Below are 19,001 nucleotides of genomic sequence, written 5' to 3' on the forward strand. Positions count from 1 at the left end.
CACGACGCGAAGGCCGCCCGAGGGGCGGCCTTCGGCGTTCTCGCGGGCCGTTCCTCTCCACCCACTGCCGGAAAGGTCCCGCCCCGATGATCCTCAGCCGCCTGCTCTCCTCCGACTGTCCGCCGTTCGCCCTGCTCAGGCGCCGTACCCCGGGCCGTGACCACGACACCGTCGAGGTCCTGCTCGGGCCCGTCCACGAGGCGGAGCGCCTGGCCGACCTGCCGGTGGGCGAGCGGCCCGTGCTCGCCCTGGTGCCGTTCCGGCAGATCCGCGAGCGCGGGTTCGACGTCCGCGACGACGGCACCCCGCTGAGCGTGCTCGTCGCCGAGGAGGCGCACGAGCTCCCGCTCGCCGAGGTGCTGGCCGCCCTCCCCGCCCACGAGGTCACCGTCACCGACGGCGGCTTCGACGTCTGCGACGCCGACTACGCCCGCACCGTCGCCCGGGTGATCGAGGACGAGATCGGCCGCGGCGAGGGCGCGAACTTCGTCATCCGGCGCACCTACCGCGGCCGCGTCCCCGGCTTCGGTCCCGCCGACGCCCTCGCGCTGTTCCGCCGGCTGCTGCTGGGCGAGCGCGGCGCGTACTGGACGTACGTCGTCCACACCGGGGAGCGCACGCTGGTCGGGGCCAGCCCCGAGGTGCACGTCCGGATGTCCGGCGGCACGGTCGTGATGAACCCGATCAGCGGCACCTACCGCTACCCGGCCTCGGGCCCCACGCCCGAGTCCCTGCTCGCCTTCCTGGGCGACCGCAAGGAGACCGAGGAGCTCTCCATGGTGGTCGACGAGGAGCTCAAGATGATGTGCACCGTCGGCGACCGGGGCGGGGTGGTGGTCGGCCCCCGCCTGAAGGAGATGGCCCACCTGGCGCACACCGAGTACGAGCTGCGCGGGCGCACCTCGCTGGACGCGCGGGAGGTGCTCAAGGAGACCATGTTCGCCGCGACCGTCACCGGCTCCCCCGTGCAGAACGCCTGCCGGGTCATCGAACGCTACGAGCCGGTCGGCCCCGACGGCGTCGCCCGCGGCTACTACGCGGGGGCACTGGCCCTGCTCGGCACGGACGCGGCCGGGGCGCAGACCCTGGACTCCCCCATCCTCATCCGCACCGCGGACATCGCCCCGGACGGCACCGTGCGGGTGCCGGTCGGCGCCACGCTGGTGCGGCACTCGGACCCCGCCGGTGAGGTCGCCGAGACCCACGCCAAGGCCGCGGCCGTGCTCGCGGCGCTGGGCGTGCGGCCCGCCGCGCCCCGCCCGGCGGCCGGTGGCGCCCGGCTCGCGGACGACCCCCGGGTGCAGGCGGCGCTGGCCGCCCGGCGCCAGGACCTGGCGCCGTTCTGGCTGCGGATGCAGGAGCGGCCCGAGCGGGTGGCCGGCCACGCGCTGGTGGTCGACGGGGAGGACACCTTCACCGCGATGCTGGCGCACGTGCTGCGGGTGTCGGGGCTGGAGGTGACCGTACGCCGCTACGACGCGCCCGGCCTGCGCGAGGCGGTCCTCGGCCACGCGGGCCCGGTGGTGCTCGGCCCGGGCCCGGGCGACCCGGCCGACGCGGGCGACCCGAAGATGCGGATGATGCGCGCGCTGGCGGCGGACCTGCTGGCCGGGCACCGGCACGGGGTGCTGGGCGTGTGCCTGGGCCACGAGCTGCTGGCCGCCGAGCTGGGCCTGCCGCTGGTGCGCAAGGCGGAGCCGGCGCAGGGCGCGCAGACCCGCATCGACTTCTTCGGCAGGACCGAGACGGTCGGCTTCTACAACACCTTCACCGCGCACTGCGACGACGCGCTGGCCGCCGAGCTGGCGCTGCGCGGCGTGCAGGTGGCCCGTGACCCGCGGACGGGCGAGGTGCACGCGCTGCGCTCGCCCGCGGGCTTCGCGGGCGTCCAGTTCCACCCGGAGTCGGTCCTCACCCTGGGCGGCGCGGACCTCCTCCACGACCTCCTGACGACCGTCACCGCCCCGGCGCCGGCCTGACGTCCGCCTGACGCCGGCCCGAGCACGGGGAGCTCGTCCCGTTCGGCAACGGCGTGACCGGCACGCCCGCCGGTCACGCCGGGACGAGGGTGTTCTCGGAGCGGCGGCCCGCGAGGTGGTCGGCCACGTTGCGGACGGTGGCCGCGATGATCTGGCCCACCGCCTCGCGGGTGTAGTACGCCTGGTGGGAGGTCACCAGCACGTTGGGGAAGGTGACCAGGCGGGCCAGGGTGTCGTCGTCGACGGCCTCCAGGGAGCGGTCGTGGAAGAACAGCCCGGCCTCCGCCTCGTAGACGTCGAGGCCGACGCCGGTGAACCGGCCCGCCCGCAGCTGCGCGACCAGCGCCTCGGTGTCCACCAGACCGCCGCGGCTGGAGTTGACCAGGATCGCGTCGTCCTTCATGGCGCGCAGCGCCGCCGCGTCGAGGAGGTGGTGGGTCGACTCCATCAGCGGTACGTGCAGGCTGACGAGGTCGGCCTCGGCGAGCAGTTGGTCCTTCCCGACGTAGGTCATGCCCAGTTCCTCGCAGGCGGGGTTGGGCACCAGGTCCCAGCCGAGCAGGCGCATGCCGAAGCCGTGGGCGATCCGGGTGAAGGCCTCGCCGATCCTGCCGGTGCCGACGACACCGGCGGTGCGGCCGTGCAGGTCCCGGCCCATCAGCCCGTCGAGGCGGAAGTCGAAGTCCCGGGTGCGGCGGGAGGCGCGGACCACCCGGCGGTTGACCGCCATGGCCAGGGTCCAGGCGAACTCCGCCACCGAGTACGGCGAGTAGGAGGACACCCGGCTCACCGTCAGGCCGAGCTGCCCGGCCACGTCCAGGTCGATGTTGTTGAAGCCGGTGGAGCGCTGGGCGATCATCCTGGTCCCGCCGGCGGCGAGGGCGCGCAGGACGCCCGCGCCGAGGTCGGCGTTGACGCTGGAGGAGACGATCTCGTAGCCGGCGGCGATCGGCGCGGTGTCCGCGTCGAGGAAGACGTCCAGGCAGCGCACCCGGGCCACGCCCTCGAAGGCCCGCTCGATCAGGGGCCGTTCGTCGGCCTGCACGCCGAAGGCCAGGACCTCCACGTCCGCCGCGCCCGCGATGCCTGCCGTGTCCGCCATGTCCGCCACCTCGGCTCCGATGGGTCGCTCCGGGTCGTTCGTCACGATACGGCCCGGAGCGGCCCGGTGCGCGCGTCCCGCGCGGCGGCGCTCAGCCGAAGAAGACTCCGGCCTCCTGGTACAGCGCCGGGTCCACGGTCTTCAGCTTCGCGGTGGCCTCCGCGATCGGGACCCGGACGATGTCCGTGCCGCGCAGGGCGACCATCTTGCCGAAGTCCCCGTCCCGCACGGCGTCGATGGCGTGCAGGCCGAACCGGGTGGCCAGCCAGCGGTCGTACGCGCTGGGGGTGCCGCCGCGCTGCACGTGGCCGAGGACGGTGGTGCGGGCCTCCTTGCCGGTGCGCGCCTCGATCTCCTTGGCCAGCCACTCGCCGACGCCGGAGAGCCGGACGTGCCCGAAGGAGTCCCGGGACACGGCGTCCTTGAGGACCAGGTCGCCGTCCTTGGGCATCGCGCCCTCGGCCACCACCACGATCGGGGCGTAGCTCGCCTTGAACCGCGAGGTCACCCAGGCGCACACCTGGTCGAGGTCGAAGCGCTGCTCGGGGATGAGGATGACGTTGGCGCCGCCGGCCAGGCCCGAGTGCAGGGCGATCCAGCCGGCGTGCCGGCCCATCACCTCGACCACCAGCACCCGCATGTGCGACTCGGCGGTGGTGTGCAGCCGGTCGATGGCCTCGGTGGCGATGCCGACCGCCGTGTCGAAGCCGAAGGTGTAGTCGGTCGCCGACAGGTCGTTGTCGATGGTCTTGGGCACGCCCACGCACGGGATGCCGAACTCCCCGTGCAGCCGGGCGGCCACGCCCAGGGTGTCCTCGCCGCCGATCGCGACGAGGGCGTCCACCTCGTACTTGGCGAGGTTGGCCTTGATGTCGCGCACCCCGTGCTCGGCCTTGAACGGGTTGGTGCGCGAGGAGCCGAGGATCGTGCCGCCGCGCGGCAGGATCCCGCGGACCGTGGGGATGTCGAGGCGGACGGTGTCCCCCTCGACCGGGCCGCGCCAGCCGTCCTTGAAGCCGATGAACTCGTATCCGTACTCCTGCACGCCCTTGCGGACGACGCCGCGGATGACCGCGTTGAGCCCGGGGCAGTCGCCGCCGCCGGTCAGCACTCCGACCTTCATGGGATCTCCCTTCGCCATGACGGTCACGCTAGTGGTGACACCCGTCACTCCACGTGCGTGCGAAGGGTCGATTCCGGTGGAATCACGAGGCGTCGAGTACGCCGTTTCACCCGCCGGGGTTACGCGTCGTCCAGCCCGCGCTCGATCGCGTAGCGGACGAGCTCGACCCGGTTGTGCAGCTGGAGCTTGCCGAGGGTGTTCTGGACGTGGTTCTGCACGGTGCGGTGGGAGATGACGAGCCGTTCGGCGATCTGCTTGTACGACAGGCCCTTGGCGACGAGCCGCAGCACCTCGGTCTCGCGGTCGGTCAGTTGCGGGGCCTTGGGCTCGTCGGGGGCGGCCGGGGCCGGGTCGGTGGCCAGCCGCCGGTACTCGCCGAGCACCAGGCCGGCCAGCCCCGGGGTGAACACCGGGTCGCCGGCGGCGGTGCGGCGGACCGCGTCGATGAGTTCCTCGGCGCCCGCGGACTTCAGCAGGTAGCCGGTGGCGCCCGACTTGACCGCCTCCAGGACGTCGGCGTGCTCCCCGCTGGCGGACAGCACCAGCACCCGCAGGGCCGGGTCGGCGCCGACGAGTTCCTTGCAGACCTGGACCCCGGGCATGCCGGGCAGGTTGAGGTCGAGGACCAGCACGTCGGGCCGGACGGCCTGGGCCCGGCGCACCGCCTGCGGTCCGTCGCCGGCGGTGGCCACCACGTCGCAGCCGGCGGCGGCCAGGTCGCGGGCGACCGCGTCCCGCCACATGGGGTGGTCGTCGACGACCATCACCCTGATCGCCTGCCCGCCGGCGCCTTCCTGCCCGTCCACACGCTCCTGCCGGTCGGCGTGCTCCCGCCCGTGGTCCGCTCCGCTCATCGTCCCGCCCCGTTCCTCGGTACCTTCAACTCGACTTCGCATCCCTGACCCGGTACGGAGACCAGCTCGGCGGTGCCGCCCAGGTCGCGCAACCGGCCGCGGATGGACTGGGCCACGCCGAGGCGGCCCTCGCCCGCCGCCTGGTCCAGCCGCCCCGGCGGGATGCCCGGACCGTCGTCGCGGACGGTGACGATCACCTCGTCCCCCCAGTCCTCGACCAGGATCCAGGCGCGGGCGTCCTCGCCCGCGTGCTTGCGCACATTGTCCAGGGCCGCCGCGACGGCCGCGGCCAGCTCCCGCGCGGCACGGGCGGCCAGCACCACCGGGGCGCCCGGCTCGGCCAGGGTGACCCGGGACCCGGCGTGCGGTGCGAGCAGGCTGCGCAGGTCCAGCTCGGCGGCCGCGGCGGCCTCCTCGTCCTCGTCCGCCTCCACGGTGTCGACCAGCGCGCCCCGGGACCCGTCGGAGGAGACCCGGGAGGGCGGCAGCAGCCCGCTGGAGACCAGGGTGCGCAGCGCGACCTCCTGCTCCCCGGCCATCCGGCCGATCTCGGCGGCCTCGCCGCCCAGCTCGGCGCCGCGCCGCTGCACCATGGCCAGCACCTGGAGCACCCCGTCGTGGATGTCCCGGGCCAGCCGCTCCCGCTCGCGCGTGGCGGCCTCGATCTCCAGGGCGCGCGCCAGCGTGGCCTCACTGGCCCGGGCCACCTCGACGACGTAGCCGATGGCGACGGAGGCCACCCAGACCAGCAGCACGTTGTGCAGGGTGTCGCGGGTGGGGTCGCCGTGGTGGACGGCGATGTTGGCGACGGCCACGAAGGTGGAGGCCACGCAGGCCCAGCGCCAGCCGCCCTTGAGGGCGAAGGCGAGCACCGAGCCGGCGGTCCAGATCGACGGCAGGGTGGGGCCGCCGGCCGCGATCCGCTCGGCGGTGTCCGCGACCGGGGTCAGCAAGATGCCCGCCAGCGCGACCGTGAGGTCGGCGACCAGGAAGCGGCGGGTGCAGCCGGCCGCGCCGGCCACCTTGGGCAAGGTGGCCAGGGTCCACACGGCGAGCACGGCCAGATAGCCGGCGGCCACGGCGGGGTGCGGGAACGCCCGGTACGCGAGGGCGAAGATCCCCACCGCGTACAGCATGGTCAGCAGCCGGTAGGCGGTCAGCGCCCGCCACAGCGGCTGCTCGACCGACATCCGTACGACGCGTTCGCGTCCGGCCATCTCCCCCACCCCGCGCACGGGCGGTCCCCGCCCGTCGTCCCGTCGGACGCGTCGTGCCGCGCGTCCGCGTCCTTACTGCGCGCCCTCGTCCTTGGCGGCCATCTCGGCCTCCTTGGCCGCGAGCTCCGCCTTGCCGGCCTCCTTGGCGGCCTTCTCCGCCTCCTTGGCGGCCTTCTCGGCGTCCGCGATCTGGCGCTTGGCCGCGGTCGCGTAGATGTCGACGTACTCCTGGCCGGAGAGCTTCATGATCTCGTACATGACCTCGTCGGTCACCGAGCGCAGGATGAAGCGGTCGCCGTCCATGCCCTTGTAGCGGCTGAAGTCCAGCGGCTTGCCGATCCGGATGCCCGGACGCATCAGCTTCGGGACGACCTTGCCGGGCGGCTGGATCTTCTCCGTGTCGATCATCGCGACGGGGATCACGGGCGCGCCGGTGGCCAGCGCCACCCGGGCCAGGCCGCCGGGCTTGCCGCGGTAGAGGCGGCCGTCGGGCGAGCGGGTGCCCTCGGGGTAGATGCCGAAGAGCTCACCGCGCTCGATGACCTCGATGCCGCTCTTGATGGCCGCCTCGCCGGCGCCGCGGGCGCCGGAGCGGTCCACCGGGAGCTGGCCGACGCCCTTGAAGAACGCGGCGGTCAGCTTGCCCTTGACGCCGGGCGTCGTGAAGTACTCGGCCTTGGCGATGAAGGTGACCTTCCGGTCCAGCACCGCGGGCAGGAAGAACGAGTCCGAGAAGGACAGGTGGTTGCTCGCGAGGATCGCCGGCCCCTCGGCGGGAATGTTTTCGAGGCCCTCCACCCACGGCCTGAAGGCGAGCTTCAGGGACCCCCCGATGGAGAACTTCATAGCGCCGTAGATCAACTGATGAGCCTTCCTGTGTCTGTCGAACAGACCTTAACCCCTGGGGCCGCTGACGGGGGTGCGACGGCCCTGGTCGGTGCCTGTCCGGTCGCGTACGGTGAAGTCACACAGCGCACCCGCCGCCCCGTTCCACTTTCCCAAGGAGATTCTGGTGCCCGTCCTCCCTGGTGCCGAGCCGTTCCGCCACGAGGGCGGAGACGTCGGTGTTCTCCTCTGCCACGGCTTCACCGGTTCCCCGCAGTCGCTGCGCCCCTGGGCCGAGTATCTCGCCGAGCGGGGCCTGACGGTGTCGCTGCCGCTGCTGCCCGGGCACGGGACGCGCTGGCAGGACATGCAGCTCACCGGCTGGCAGGACTGGTACGCCGAGGTGGACCGGGCGCTGGCCGAGCTGCGGGAGCGCTGCACCCGGGTGTTCGTCTTCGGCCTGTCGATGGGCGGCGCGCTGACCCTGCGGCTGGCGGCCCGGCACGGCGAGGCGATCAGCGGGATCGTGCTGGTCAACCCGGCGAACAAGGTGCACGACCCGCTGGCCTTCGCGCTGCCGGTGGCCCAGCACTTCGTCCGCTCCACCCCGGGCATCGCCAGCGACATCGCCAAGCCGGGCTCGCAGGAGGTCGGCTACGACCGGGTCCCGACCCGGGCCGCGCACTCGCTGCGGCGGTTCCTGCAGCTGGTGGACACCGAGCTGCCGCAGGTCACGCAGCCGCTGCTGCTCCTGCACAGCCCGCAGGACCACGTCGTACCGCCGGTGGACTCGGCGCGGATCCTGGCGCGGGTGTCCTCGACGGACGTGACCGAGACGCTGCTGGAACAGAGCTACCACGTGGCGACGTTGGACCATGACGCGGAGCGGATCTTCGCGGACAGCTATGCGTTCATCGGCCGGCTCGCGGGGAGCGTCGCGGAGGTCGGCGAGGCCGACGCGGTCGGCAAGGAGGGAGCGGGGACCGGTGGCTGAGCACGAGGAGCCGGACCCGTCGGGCGGCGTCCCGCCGCTGGACGAGGAGGCCGCGTGGGCGGCGATCGTCGCCGGGTACGGCGAGGAGCCGCCGGACCCGCCCGGCGCGCGTCCGTTCCGCCCGATCGAGGACCTGCTGCTGCCCGAGGACGACGTCCAGCCGGAGCCCCCGGCCGCGCCGAAGGAGCCGGAGAAGCAGCTGGAGAAGCAGCCGGAGAAGCCGGAGAAGCCGGAAAAGGACGAGCAGGCGCCGCCGCCCGCGCTGGGCAGCTCGGTGACGTTCGCCCCGGGCCTGGGCGGCCCCGGCCCGCGTGACCACTCGCTGGCGGAGCCCTCGGACGACGATCTGGACGCCTCCGACGAGGGCCACTTCGTCCAGCCGGACCCGGCGCTGCCGGAGGCCGACACGACGGCGAAGTTCGCGTGGCTGGCGGTGGTCGGCGGCCCGGTGCTGCTGCTGGTGGCGGTGCTGCTCCAGTGGGAGATGACCTGGTGGCTGACGACCTTGGGCATCGGCGGCTTCCTGGGCGGCTTCGCCACGCTGGTCGCGCGGATGGCGCAGGGTGACGACGAGGACGACGACCCGGGCCGCGGCGCGGTGGTCTGAGGTCCGCTCCCGCGGCCCCGGTTCCCTGGCGGGGACCGGGGCCGCGGCCGTGTCAGGGCCGGGCGGGCAGGCGTAGCGCGGCCAGGACCGGGAGGTGGTCCGAGGCGGCCTTGAGGTCGGCCTCCTCGACGCCGGGCAGCCCGATCGGGACGCCGCAGCCCAGCACCTGCACGTCCCGGGAGGCGAAGACGGCGTCCACCCGGTGGGCCGGCGCCGTCGCGGGGAAGGTCGGCTCCCCGCCCCAGGGCGCCACCGCCCGGCAGTCCTGCAGGCCGGCGGCCAGCTTCCGGAACGAGCGGCCCTCGGGCCCCTCGTTGACGTCCGCCGCGGCGATGCCGTACGGGGCGTCCATCGCGGCCAGCCGGTCCAGGAGCAGGCCCGCCTGCTCCTGGCGCTCCGCCGCCTGGAGCGAGAGGTGGGCGCTGACCAGGGCCGCGCGGACCCCGGCGATCCGTACGACGGCGGTGGCGAGGCCGCGGCGGTGCAGGCCCGGGGTGAGCGGCAGCAGCACGTCCTCGGTGCGCTCGACGAGGACCCGCAGGCTGCACAGGATGAGCGGCCCGGCGGCGGTGGCCCCGCCGGTCAGCACCACCAGGTCCGTCCTGGCCGCCAGCCGCGCCGCGTGTTTGCGCCAGCGGAAGAAGCGCGGCGCTTCCTGGACGAACACCAGGTCGGGCGCGCAGGCCCGGATCACCCGGGCCAGCGCCGCCTCGTCGTCGCGCAGTGAGCGGATGTTGTAGGACAGCACCCGGACGACGGCGGAACCGTCCGGTTCGGTGAGGGAGTTCGGCAGGTCCATGGGCAGCAACCTATGCGCCCCACCGGCCCCGGGACGGGCCGCCGGGCCGGGACCCCGGTCACGGGGTCCCGGGGCCGGTCGGCGCCCGGGCCCAGGGTCTGTCTTTCGGATCACGCCGCGAGCCCGGCCCGATCCGGAAGACAGGGCCTAGCCCTGGCGGGCCAGGTCGGCCGCGCCGACCAGGCCGGCCTTGCCGCCGAGCTGGGCGGCGAGGACCTGGGCGTGCGGACGCCACTGCGCCCCGATCAGCCAGCGCCGGAACGACTTGCGGATCGGGTCGAGCACGAGCTCCCCCTCGTCCGAGACGCCACCGCCGACGATGAACGCCGACGGGTCGAACAGCGAGGCGAGGTCCGCCAGACCCGCGCCCGCCCAACGGGCCAGCTCGCGGAAGGAGTCGATCGCCACGGGGTCGCCCGCGCGCGCGGCCTGGCTGATGTGCTTGCCCTCGATGCCCTCGGCCGTGCCGTCACCGAGCCCGAGCAGCACCTGGGCCCGCTCCGGGGTGGCGTTGGCGCGCTGCTTGGCGTAGCGGACCAGGGCCCGGCCGGAGGCGTACTGCTCCCAGCAGCCCTGGCTGCCGCAGCCGCACAGCAGGCCGTCCGGGACCACCCGGATGTGCCCGAACTCGGCGGCGACGCCGAACCGCCCGCGCCGCAGCTTGTTGCCGATGATGATGCCGCCGCCCAGGCCGGTGCCCAGGGTGATGCAGATGACGTCCTCGTGGCCCTGGCCGGCTCCGAACCGGTACTCGCCCCACGCGGCCGCGTTGGCGTCGTTCTCGACCACGACCGGCAGCCCGATGCGCTGCTCGACCTTGTCCTTGAGCGGCTCGTGGCGCCAGTTGATGTTGGGTGCGAAGAGCACGGTCGCGCGCTTGTCGTCCACGTAGCCGGCCGCGCCGATGCCCACGGCCTCGATGGCGTGGTTCCTGCCGACTTCGGCCACGGCGGTGCAGATCGCGTCGGTCACGCCGTCCGCGGTCGGCGGGGTGGGCACCTTGAACGTCTCAAGGATGGTGCCCTCTTCGTCGACCACGCCGGCCGCGATCTTCGTGCCGCCGATGTCGACGCCGATGGTGAGTCCCATTAGTCCCTCGGTTTCGGTCGAACCCCGCCAGGGCCAACGGTACCCGAGGGCGGAGGCGGATCAGTCGAGGTCGATGCGCTCCGACGGCCCGGGGCCGCCGTCGTCGTCGCCGCCGGAGTCACGGGGGTCGCGGGCGTCGCCCGAGGCACCCCCGTCGGGTCCGCTCTCCCGCCCGGCCCCGGTGGGGCCCGCGGCGGCGCCGGACGTCCAGCGGCGCTCGTGGCCGGCGACGGCCGAGCGGTAGGCGGCGAGCAGCTCGGAGCCGGCCGCGGCGAGGTGGTCGAAGACCTCCGGGTGGCGCTCGACCACGGGCTTGGCGGCGGCCTTCGCCTGGTTGACGAACTGCCGTACGGCGCCCTGCGCGGCCGCGCCGAGCACCGGGTTGTTCAGTTCCGCGACCTTGTCCGCGACGGCCTCGAAGAGCTTGAACAGCTCCTCGGCGGCGGTCCCGGTGGCCCCGGCGGAGCCGCCCGCGCGGGCCCGGCGGCGCTCCTGTTCGGCGGCGAGGTCCTCGGCGCAGGCCTTGGCCCAGGCGTCGTCGTCGAAGGGACGGTCGGTGGCCTCGCTCATGGCGGCCTCTCCTGCAGCGGTGGTGCGGGGCGGGACACCTTCGACGTTACCCGAACGGGCGCACCGCGTTCAGGGGGTACGGGGCCACAGCGCGGGGTCGGGGGTGAAACGGATGCGCAGCTCGCCGTCGCGCAGGGCGGCGCCGGAGACGGTGCAGCGGCGCAGGGCGGACGGCAGCGGAACGATCCTGCGGTACGGGCCCGCGGTCAGCAGCAGTTCGTCGCCGCGCCGGACCAGGTCCAGGTCCCGCTTCTCGGCGCCGGGCAGCGGCACCCGCCACACCAGGACGCCGTCCTCGGCGAGCCGGTCCTCGACCGGCCACGCCGCCCGCCGCGCCGGTGCGTCGGCGAGGGCGCCCGGGTCCAGCAGCGCGAGGTCGTCCCGGCCGCGGGGGTCGCGGCCCAGGTGCGGCAGCGTACGGGCGCCGGGCCACTGCCCGAGGTACTTGTCCTGCCGGGCGGCGAGCCCGGCCAGCCACGGATCGGCGGAACCGGCGGGCACCGTGCGGTTGGCGACGACGGACTCGACGGGGACCTGGTGCAGGGCGAGCCCGAGGCCCGCCAGCCGCAGGGCGTCGTACCCGGCCGGGCCGGGCTCGGCGACCAGCCGGACCCGGGTGGTCGGGGACTCGATCACGGCCTGGACGGCGGCGAGCTCGGCGTCCCAGCGGGCCGCCGCCTCGTAGAGCCACCGCGCGGGCATGGGCACGCCGGCCAGCTGGGCGAGGACGGGGCGCAGCGCGCGGGCGGCCTGCCGTTCGGCGGGCAGCAGCCGGGCCAGGTAGCGGCGCAGCTGGCCGGGCAGCGCGAGCGCGGCGACGGCGTGGTGCGCGGGTGGCATGTCCACCACGGCCAGGTCGAAGCCGTCGGCGGCCGCGGCCCGGCGCAGGGCGCGCAGCAGCGCGAACTGCTCGGCGCCGGGCAGCTCGGTCAGCTCGTCGGCGCCCAGCGCCCGGGCCCCGAGCATCCCGAGGACGGCGGTGCCGCGCTCCTGGAGGGCGACCAGCTCCTGGCGGAACTCCTCGCCGGAGTCGATCCGCGCCACCCACGGCCCGTCCGGGCCGGCCTGCGCGGCGGTCAGCCCCTCGGCCACCGGGACGGCAGGGCCGAGGGGGGCCGCCGGGTCGTGGAGGAGCGCGGCGAGGGGATCGCCGGGGTCGCCGGACAGCAGCAGCACGCGGCGCCCGGCGCGGGCTGCGCCGAGGGCGGTGGCGGCGGCCACGGTGGTGCGTCCGGCGCCGCCGGGGCCGGTGACGAGGAGGATGTGCATGCCAGGTGTCGTCGGGGTCGGGCGCGGGGCGGCGGTCAGACCGACTCGACGCGCTTCTTCAGCCCGGCCAGGGCGCGGTCGATGATGACCTTCTCGGCCTTGCGCTTGATCATGCCGAGCATGGGGATCTTGACGTCGACGGTCAGCTGGTAGGTGACCTCGGTGCGCTTGCCGCCGTCCACCGGGGTCAGCCGGTAGGAGCCGTCGAGCTGGCGGAGCATCTGGGACTTGTCCAGGGTCCAGCTGACCTCGTCGGCGCCCTTCCACGTGTACGCGAGGGTGTGGTCGTCCTTGATCGCCCCGGCGTCCAGCAGCAGCCGGACCTTCTCCGCGCGGCCCTCGGCGTCGGTGGCCAGCACCTCGGCCTCCTTCACCTCGCCGGTCCACTCGGGGTAGCGGGCGAAGTCGGCGATCACGGCCATGACCTGGGCCGGGGCCGCGTCGATCATGATGGTCGAGCTGGTGTGTTCCGCCATCGCGGTGCTCCTCCGGAGAGTGACAGTCGAGGAAGGGCGGGTCCTCGCGGCCGCCGCGTGCAGGCTACCGTGCGTGCGGAGCTCACCACTCCAGGGCCCAGGGCCTTCCGGTCGCCGCGAAGTGGCCGACGTTCACGCACTCGGTCGCGGCCACCCGCATCCGCCGTGCGAGCGGCTGGTGGACGTGCCCGAAGAGGGCGTAGCGGGGCCGGGTCCGGTGGATGGCGGCGAGCAGCGCGGAGCTGCCGCGCTCGAAGCGGCGGGCCACGGTGTCGTAGCAGAGCTCGGGCACCTGCGGCGGGATGTGCGAGCACAGCACGTCGACCTCGCCGAGGGCCTCGACCTTGGCGGCGTACTCCTCCTCGGAGACCTCGTACGGGGTCCGCATGGGCGTGGGCAGCCCGCCGCCGACGAAGCCGAAGACGCGGCCGCCGATCTCGATCCGCTCGCCGTCCAGGACGGTGGTGCCGTCCCCGGCGTACTCGGGCCACAGCTTGGGGATGTCGACGTTGCCGTACGTGGCGTAGGTGGGGGTGGGGAATGCGGCGAACATCTCGGCGTACTGCCGGCGTACCGCCTCCTCGATCAGCCGCTCGCGGTCCAGGCCGTCCCACAGCCGCCGGCCGAACTCGCGGGCCTCGGCGAACCGGCGGGCCGTGCGCAGGGCGACGATGGTGTCCGCGTTCTCGACGCCGAAGAGGTCGGGGAAGATGCCGCGCGAGTGGTCGGCGTAGTCGAGGAAGAGGACGAGGTCACCGAGGCAGATCAGGGCGTCGGCGCCGTCACCGGCCCGGGCGAGGGCCTCGGCGTTGCCGTGGACGTCGCTGACGACGTGGACCCGCGTGCGGGACGGCGTACGGGGTCGCGTACCGGTTTTCGTCACACCCATGGGCTCCACCCTAGGAGAGCGGCGCCGACCCGAACAGAGCCGGCCCCAGGCCACGGACCTGCGGTTACTTCCAAGTCGGGGACGGGGTGAACTAGGGTCGGGACGTTACGGGCGCGTCATGTGACGCACGGAACATCTGGCCGGTTCCCTCTATCGGGAACCCTCTACCGGTGGGTAACGTCCGGTCGGTCCGCACCGTGGCGATGGCGCCCCAGAGGAGCAGCAGTCTTGCGCGAGTTCAGCCTTCCGGCCCTGTACGAGGTCCCGTCGGACGGGAACCTCACGGATCTCATCCGCCGCAATGCCGCGCAGCATCCGGACGTCGCCGTCATGGCCCGCAAGGTCGACGGTGCCTGGCAGGACGTGACGGCCACCGAGTTCCTGGCCGAGGTCCGGGCCACCGCCAAGGGCCTGATCGCGGCCGGTGTCCGCCCGGGCGACCGGGTCGCGCTGATCTCGCGCACCCGGTACGAGTGGGTGCTCGTCGACTTCGCGATCTGGACCGCCGGCGCCGTCACCGTCCCGGTCTACGAGACCTCCTCCCCCGAGCAGATCCAGTGGATCCTCAGCGACTCCGGCGCGGTCGCCGCGATCGTCGAGGGCGCCGGGCACAGCGCGGCCGTGGCCTCCCTGCGGGAGTCGCTGCCGGGGCTGCGGGAGGTCTGGGAGATCGAGCAGGGCGGGATCGAGGCGCTGCGCGCGTCCGGCGCCGACGTGCCCGACGCCGAGGTGGACGAGCGCAGCGCGCTCGCCAACGCCGACGACCCGGCCACGATCGTCTACACCTCGGGCACCACCGGCCGCCCCAAGGGCTGCGTGCTGACCCACCGCAACTTCTTCGCCGAGTGCGGCAACGTCGTCGAGCGCCTGAAGCCGCTCTTCCGCACCGGCGAGTGCTCCGTGCTGCTGTTCCTGCCGGCGGCCCACGTCTTCGGCCGGCTGGTCGAGGTGGCGTCCGTGCTGGCGCCGATCCGGCTGGGCTGCGTCCCGGACATCAAGAACCTCACCGACGAGCTGGCGTCCTTCCGCCCCACGCTGATCCTCGGCGTCCCGCGGGTGTTCGAGAAGGTCTACAACTCGGCGCGGGCCAAGGCGCAGGCCGACGGCAAGGGCCGGATCTTCGACATGGCGGCCGACACCGCCATCGCCTACAGCCGGGCGCTGGACACCCCGGGCGGCCCGTCGTTCGGGCTGCGCCTGAAGCACAAGATCTTCTCGAAGCTGGTCTACAGCAAGCTGCACGCGGTCCTCGGCGGGCGCGGCGAGTACGCGATCTCCGGCGGTGCGCCGCTGGGCGAGCGGCTCGGCCACTTCTTCCGCGGCATCGGCTTCACCGTGCTGGAGGGCTACGGCCTGACGGAGTCGTGCGCGGCGACGGCCTTCAACCCGTGGGACCGGCAGAAGATCGGCACGGTCGGCCAGCCGCTGCCGGGGTCCGTGGTGCGGATCGCGGACGACGGCGAGGTGCTGCTGCACGGCGAGCACGTCTTCCAGGGCTACTGGCAGAACGAGGCCGCGACCGCCGAGGCGCTGTCGGACGGCTGGTTCCACACCGGTGACGTGGGCACCCTCGACGAGGACGGGTACCTGGCCATCACCGGCCGCAAGAAGGAGCTGATCGTCACCGCGGGCGGCAAGAACGTCGCCCCCGCGGTCATCGAGGACCGCATCCGGGCCCACGCGCTGGTCGCCGAGTGCATGGTGGTCGGCGACGGCCGGCCGTTCGTGGCGGCGCTGGTGACGCTGGACGAGGAGTTCCTCGCCCGGTGGGCCCAGGAGAACGGCAAGCCGGCCGGTGCGACGGCGGCGGCGCTGCGCGAGGACCCGGAGCTGCTGGCCGTCGTCCAGAAGGCCGTCGACGACGGCAACGCGGCGGTGTCGAAGGCGGAATCGGTGCGGAAGTTCCGCATTCTGTCCTCCCAGTTCACCGAGGAGTCCGGCCACATCACGCCGTCGCTCAAGCTCAAGCGGAACGTGGTGGCGAAGGACTTCGCGGACGAGATCGAGGCGCTGTACCGGGGCTAGGTCGCCTCTTTCGGATCGCGCCGGGGCCGGTCACCGGGGCCGGTCACCAGGTCCGGTCACCGGGTCCGGTCGGCGGGTCCGTCCTCGGCGAGGATCCGGTCCATGGTGCGCTCGGCGAGCGCGGTGATGGTGACGAACGGGTTCACCCCGAGCGAGCCGGGGACCAGCGAGCCGTCGACGACGTACAGGCCCGGGTAGCCCTTGGCCCGGCCGTACAGGTCGGTCGCCCTGCCCAGCACGCAGCCGCCCAGCGGGTGATAGGTGAAGGTGTCGGCGAAGGGCTTGTTGTCGCCGAACAGGTCGTAGCGGTAGATCGTCACGTTGCACCGGTTGATCCGGTCGAAGAGCTGCCCGGCGGCGGCGACCGCGGGCTGGTTCTGGCTGATGTGCCAGTTCAGCCGGGCCGAGTCGGTGGCCGGGTCGTACGTGAACGTGCCCCGCTCGGGGTTCTTGGTGATGGCCAGGTACATGCTGACCCAGTGCTCGATCCCCATGGGCAGCGGCGCGATCTCGGCGAAGACGGGGTTGGCCGCGTTGTCCCAGTCGTCGATCCCCAGGGCGGGCATGGTGGCCTGGCGGGCGCCGACGGTGTCCCAGAGGTGGTTGGCCCGCGCGGTCATGACGTTGCCGTTGGGGCCCCAGCCGGTGCCGACGGCCGGGCTGAGGTCGGGCAGGGCTCCGGTCTCGCGGGCGCGCAGCAGGATCTCGGTGGTGCCGAGGCTGCCGGCGCCGAGGAAGAGCCGGTTGCAGGCCAGTTCACGGATGCCGACGACCCGCCCGGCCAGGTCGATGCCGCGCAGGGTGAGCACGTACCGGCCGTCGGTGTCCCGGCGGACGGCGACGACCCGCTGCAGGGTCTCGACGGTGACGTTGCCGGTGCCGAGCGCGGCGGCGAGGTAGCTCTTGTCGAGGCTGCGCTTGCCGTGGTTGTTGCCGTAGATGACCTCCCCCGCGAGGGCGGACCTCGGGACCTGCCCGGCGGCCTCGCGCTTCATGTAGCCGAAGTCGTAGACGTTGGGCACGAAGGTGGTCCGCAGGCCCGTGTTCCTGGCGTGCTTGCGGGAGATCCGGGCGAAGCGGTACCACTCGGTGGACTCGAACCAGGCCGGGTCGATGTCGTTGACGCCGAGCATCTGCCGGGCGCGCGGGAAGTACGTGCCGTACATCTCGTCGGCGTCGACCTCCGGGAGCACCTCGCTGAAGTACGAGCGGCGGGGGGTGGGCGCCATCCCGCCGTTGACGAGCGATCCGCCGCCGACGCCGCGGCCGACGTAGACCGACATGTCGCCGAAGTCCACCCGGTCCAGGACGCCGGGGTACGGGGTGATGTCGCGGTTGACGACGTCCAGCCAGAGGAACGTGGCGAGCGGGGCCTCGGTGCGGTTGCGGAACCACATCGAGCGCTGGTCGGGGGCGCCGGTGGAGGGGAAGACCTTGCCGTCGGCGCCGGCGGTGTCCCACAGCCGCCCCATCTCGACGACGACGGTCCGCACCCCGGCCTGCCCGAGCCGGAGCGCGGCCACGGCGGCGCCGTAGCCGGAGCCGACGACCACGGCGGGGGCGTAGTCGGTGGTGGGGGCCTGCTCGGCGGCGGCGGCCGAGGTCAGGCCGATCCGGGTGAGGCCGAGGGCGGCGGCGGTCTGGAGGGCGCCGAGACCGAGGAGGTGACGGCGCGTCAGATGAGGTGTCATGCGCGCATGATGGGCGGAATCCGGACGTCCGGCGAGACGCGGTGTTGACAGACATCTGAGTGACAGTCGGCCGGGTCCGGGCCAGGGCCCGGCCGCTCGTGCTACAGCAGGGCGCGCAGGTGGGTGGCCAGGTGGTCCCAGCGCCAGGTCTCCTCCACCCAGGCGCGGCCGCGTGCGCCCATGCGGCGGCGCAGGTCCGGGTCCCGCAGGAGCGTGACGACGCGGTCGGCCGCCTCCTGCGGGGAGCCGCCCTTGACGACCCAGCCCGTCTCACCGTCCAGGACGGCGTCCGGGGCGCCGCCCGAGTCGCCGGCCACCACCGGCAGACCCGTCGCCGAGGCCTCCAGGTAGACGATGCCCAGGCCCTCCACGTCGAGCCCGCCGCGCCGGGTGCGGCACGGCATGGCGAAGACGTCGCCGGCGCCGTAGTGCGCGGGCAGTTCCGACCACGGGACGGGCCCCGTGAAGACGACGGACCGCGCCACGCCCGTCCGTGCCGCGAGCTTGCGCAGCTCCGCCTCGTACGGCCCGCCGCCCACGATCAGCAGGACGGCGTCGGGGACCGCCGCCAGGATCCGCGGCATCGCCTGGATCAGCGTGTCCTGGCCCTTGCGCGGCACCAGCCGCGAGACGCACACCACGACCGGCCGGGCCGCGAGCCCGAGCCGGGCCCGGACCCCGTCGCCGCCCGAGCCGGGGTGGAAGGTCTTCTCGTCCACGCCGGGCGGCAGCTGGACCATCCGCGCCGCGGCGGCGGGCGTCAGGGCCGAGGCGATCCGGCTGCGGGTGTACTCGCCCAGGTAGGTCAGGGTGTCCGTGCCCTCGCCGATCCGCCGCAGCAGCTGCCGGGCGGCCGGCAGCTGGGCCCAGCCCGCCTCGTGCCCGTGCGTGGTCGCCACCAGCCGGCGGGCGCCGGCCCGCCGCAGCGCCGGGGCCATCAGCCCGAGCGGCGCGGCCGCGCCGAACCACACCGACTCGCAGCCGTGCTCGCGCAGCAGCTGCACGGCGCGGCGGGTCACCCGCGGGGTGGGCAGCAGCATGGTGGTGCGGTCGCGGACCACCGGGAACGGCTGTTCCGCGTCGAACGCCGCCGTGGCCGCGCGCCCCTGCGCGCTGTGCTTCCACGTGGAGGCGTAGACGACGATCCGGTCGGGATCCAGCCGCAGTGCCATGTTGTGCAGGAAGGCCTGGATCCCGCCGGGGCGCGGCGGGAAGTCGTTGGTGACGATCAGCGTCTTGTGCATCGCGAGCGACAGTACCCGACACCCCTGCCCCGGGCCCGGGCCCGCCCCCGGCCGTCCGCCGTCACTCCCCCAGCTCGGCCCGCAGGTCCGACTGCCAGGCCCGGGTGAGGGCGGGTACGTCCGTGCCCAGGGCCTCGGCCACCGCCGTGGCCAGGTCCGCCCGGCCCGCGGCCTCGTACAACCGGACCAGCGCGGCGTCGCCCCAGCGCGCGGCCGCGGTCCGGCAGGCGAGCCAGGCGCCCTCGTAC

17 protein-coding genes and 1 pseudogene are annotated in these 19,001 nt (G+C 74.1%); 4 read left to right on the forward strand and 14 right to left on the reverse strand.

The genetic code is table 11. From position 1 onward, the window contains the following. The first annotated feature begins 86 nt into the window (after positions 1-86). Positions 87-1,979, forward strand: a complete 1,893-nt coding sequence (locus tag LG632_RS18645) for an anthranilate synthase family protein (RefSeq protein WP_226728476.1) — start codon at positions 87-89, stop codon at positions 1,977-1,979. A gap of 73 nt (positions 1,980-2,052) precedes the next feature. On the opposite strand, the gene LG632_RS18650 is transcribed toward LG632_RS18645, so the two are convergent. From LG632_RS18650 to LG632_RS18670, 5 genes are all read right to left on the reverse strand, one after another. After that, complete coding sequence (locus LG632_RS18650; RefSeq protein ID WP_226728491.1) at positions 2,053-3,045, reverse strand: 2-hydroxyacid dehydrogenase; 993 nt, start codon at positions 3,043-3,045, stop codon at positions 2,053-2,055. Positions 3,046-3,172: 127 nt separating this feature from the next. Then, positions 3,173-4,204: a 6-phosphofructokinase gene (locus tag LG632_RS18655; RefSeq protein WP_226728492.1), complete on the reverse strand. Its 1,032-nt coding sequence runs from the start codon at positions 4,202-4,204 to the stop codon at positions 3,173-3,175. A gap of 119 nt (positions 4,205-4,323) precedes the next feature. After that, complete coding sequence (locus tag LG632_RS18660) at positions 4,324-4,968, reverse strand: response regulator (protein WP_226728493.1); 645 nt, start codon at positions 4,966-4,968, stop codon at positions 4,324-4,326. Between the two features lie 86 nt (positions 4,969-5,054). Further along, entirely contained in the window at positions 5,055-6,275 is a 1,221-nt protein-coding gene (gene macS / locus LG632_RS18665) for a MacS family sensor histidine kinase (RefSeq protein WP_226728477.1), read from the reverse strand. Positions 6,276-6,347: 72 nt separating this feature from the next. Then, on the reverse strand, positions 6,348-7,121 hold the full coding sequence (locus LG632_RS18670; RefSeq protein ID WP_226728494.1) for a lysophospholipid acyltransferase family protein: 774 nt from the start codon (positions 7,119-7,121) through the stop codon (positions 6,348-6,350). Between the two features lie 166 nt (positions 7,122-7,287). Here LG632_RS18670 and LG632_RS18675 point away from each other — a divergent pair, with 166 nt between their 5' ends. Together LG632_RS18675 and LG632_RS18680 are read left to right on the forward strand one after the other, a co-directional pair. Beyond that, complete coding sequence (locus tag LG632_RS18675; RefSeq protein ID WP_226728478.1) at positions 7,288-8,094, forward strand: alpha/beta hydrolase; 807 nt, start codon at positions 7,288-7,290, stop codon at positions 8,092-8,094. Then, positions 8,087-8,701: a hypothetical protein gene (locus LG632_RS18680; RefSeq protein WP_226728479.1), complete on the forward strand. Its 615-nt coding sequence runs from the start codon at positions 8,087-8,089 to the stop codon at positions 8,699-8,701. Before LG632_RS18675 ends, LG632_RS18680 begins: the two co-directional genes overlap by 8 nt. 52 nt (positions 8,702-8,753) lie before the next feature. On the opposite strand, the gene LG632_RS18685 is transcribed toward LG632_RS18680, so the two are convergent. From LG632_RS18685 to LG632_RS18710, 6 genes are all read right to left on the reverse strand, one after another. Beyond that, complete coding sequence (locus LG632_RS18685) at positions 8,754-9,500, reverse strand: endonuclease/exonuclease/phosphatase family protein (RefSeq protein WP_226728480.1); 747 nt, start codon at positions 9,498-9,500, stop codon at positions 8,754-8,756. Between the two features lie 147 nt (positions 9,501-9,647). Further along, on the reverse strand, positions 9,648-10,589 hold the full coding sequence (locus LG632_RS18690; RefSeq protein ID WP_226728481.1) for an ROK family glucokinase: 942 nt from the start codon (positions 10,587-10,589) through the stop codon (positions 9,648-9,650). A gap of 60 nt (positions 10,590-10,649) precedes the next feature. Further along, positions 10,650-11,159 carry a DUF5304 domain-containing protein gene (locus LG632_RS18695; protein ID WP_226728482.1) on the reverse strand — a complete coding sequence of 170 codons (510 nt, stop codon included), beginning with the start codon at positions 11,157-11,159 and terminating at the stop codon, positions 10,650-10,652. Positions 11,160-11,228: 69 nt separating this feature from the next. After that, the gene (locus LG632_RS18700; protein WP_226728483.1) at positions 11,229-12,428 is read right to left on the reverse strand and encodes an ArsA family ATPase; all 1,200 of its coding nucleotides are present in this window, start codon (positions 12,426-12,428) and stop codon (positions 11,229-11,231) included. A 35-nt stretch (positions 12,429-12,463) separates the two neighbouring features. Beyond that, complete coding sequence (locus LG632_RS18705) at positions 12,464-12,904, reverse strand: SRPBCC family protein (RefSeq protein WP_226728484.1); 441 nt, start codon at positions 12,902-12,904, stop codon at positions 12,464-12,466. 82 nt (positions 12,905-12,986) lie between these two features. Beyond that, positions 12,987-13,793 (reverse strand): metallophosphoesterase family protein, encoded by an 807-nt coding sequence (locus LG632_RS18710; RefSeq protein WP_226728485.1) that lies wholly within the window; start codon positions 13,791-13,793, stop codon positions 12,987-12,989. Positions 13,794-14,021: 228 nt separating this feature from the next. On the opposite strand from LG632_RS18710, the gene LG632_RS18715 reads away from it, so the two are divergent. Continuing rightward, positions 14,022-15,818, forward strand: a complete 1,797-nt coding sequence (locus LG632_RS18715) for an AMP-dependent synthetase/ligase (protein ID WP_226728486.1) — start codon at positions 14,022-14,024, stop codon at positions 15,816-15,818. A gap of 56 nt (positions 15,819-15,874) precedes the next feature. On the opposite strand, the gene LG632_RS18720 is transcribed toward LG632_RS18715, so the two are convergent. The 3 genes and pseudogenes from LG632_RS18720 to LG632_RS18730 all read right to left on the reverse strand — a co-directional run. Further along, on the reverse strand, positions 15,875-17,509 hold the full coding sequence (locus LG632_RS18720) for a GMC oxidoreductase (RefSeq protein WP_226728487.1): 1,635 nt from the start codon (positions 17,507-17,509) through the stop codon (positions 15,875-15,877). 101 nt (positions 17,510-17,610) lie between these two features. Further along, positions 17,611-18,753, reverse strand: a complete 1,143-nt coding sequence (locus tag LG632_RS18725) for a glycosyltransferase family 4 protein (RefSeq protein ID WP_226728488.1) — start codon at positions 18,751-18,753, stop codon at positions 17,611-17,613. A gap of 61 nt (positions 18,754-18,814) precedes the next feature. Further along, a pseudogene (locus LG632_RS18730) lies at positions 18,815-19,001 on the reverse strand (hypothetical protein); the annotation flags it as partial.

Origin of the sequence: Streptomyces antimicrobicus (genome assembly GCF_020532625.1) — a bacterium.
Lineage (GTDB): Bacteria > Actinomycetota > Actinomycetes > Streptomycetales > Streptomycetaceae > Streptomyces > Streptomyces antimicrobicus.

Coding starts and splice junctions, on each gene's coding strand:
- LG632_RS18645 (WP_226728476.1), top strand. CDS start 87: ATGATCCTCAGCCGCCTGCTCTCCTCCGACTGTCCGCCGTTCGCCCTG.
- LG632_RS18655 (WP_226728492.1), bottom strand. CDS start 4,204: ATGAAGGTCGGAGTGCTGACCGGCGGCGGCGACTGCCCCGGGCTCAAC.
- LG632_RS18660 (WP_226728493.1), bottom strand. CDS start 4,968: ATGGTCGTCGACGACCACCCCATGTGGCGGGACGCGGTCGCCCGCGAC.
- macS (WP_226728477.1), bottom strand. CDS start 6,275: ATGGCCGGACGCGAACGCGTCGTACGGATGTCGGTCGAGCAGCCGCTG.
- LG632_RS18670 (WP_226728494.1), bottom strand. CDS start 7,121: ATGAAGTTCTCCATCGGGGGGTCCCTGAAGCTCGCCTTCAGGCCGTGG.
- LG632_RS18685 (WP_226728480.1), bottom strand. CDS start 9,500: ATGGACCTGCCGAACTCCCTCACCGAACCGGACGGTTCCGCCGTCGTC.
- LG632_RS18690 (WP_226728481.1), bottom strand. CDS start 10,589: ATGGGACTCACCATCGGCGTCGACATCGGCGGCACGAAGATCGCGGCC.
- LG632_RS18695 (WP_226728482.1), bottom strand. CDS start 11,159: ATGAGCGAGGCCACCGACCGTCCCTTCGACGACGACGCCTGGGCCAAG.
- LG632_RS18700 (WP_226728483.1), bottom strand. CDS start 12,428: ATGCACATCCTCCTCGTCACCGGCCCCGGCGGCGCCGGACGCACCACC.
- LG632_RS18705 (WP_226728484.1), bottom strand. CDS start 12,904: ATGGCGGAACACACCAGCTCGACCATCATGATCGACGCGGCCCCGGCC.
- LG632_RS18710 (WP_226728485.1), bottom strand. CDS start 13,793: ATGGGTGTGACGAAAACCGGTACGCGACCCCGTACGCCGTCCCGCACG.
- LG632_RS18720 (WP_226728487.1), bottom strand. CDS start 17,509: ATGACACCTCATCTGACGCGCCGTCACCTCCTCGGTCTCGGCGCCCTC.
- LG632_RS18725 (WP_226728488.1), bottom strand. CDS start 18,753: ATGCACAAGACGCTGATCGTCACCAACGACTTCCCGCCGCGCCCCGGC.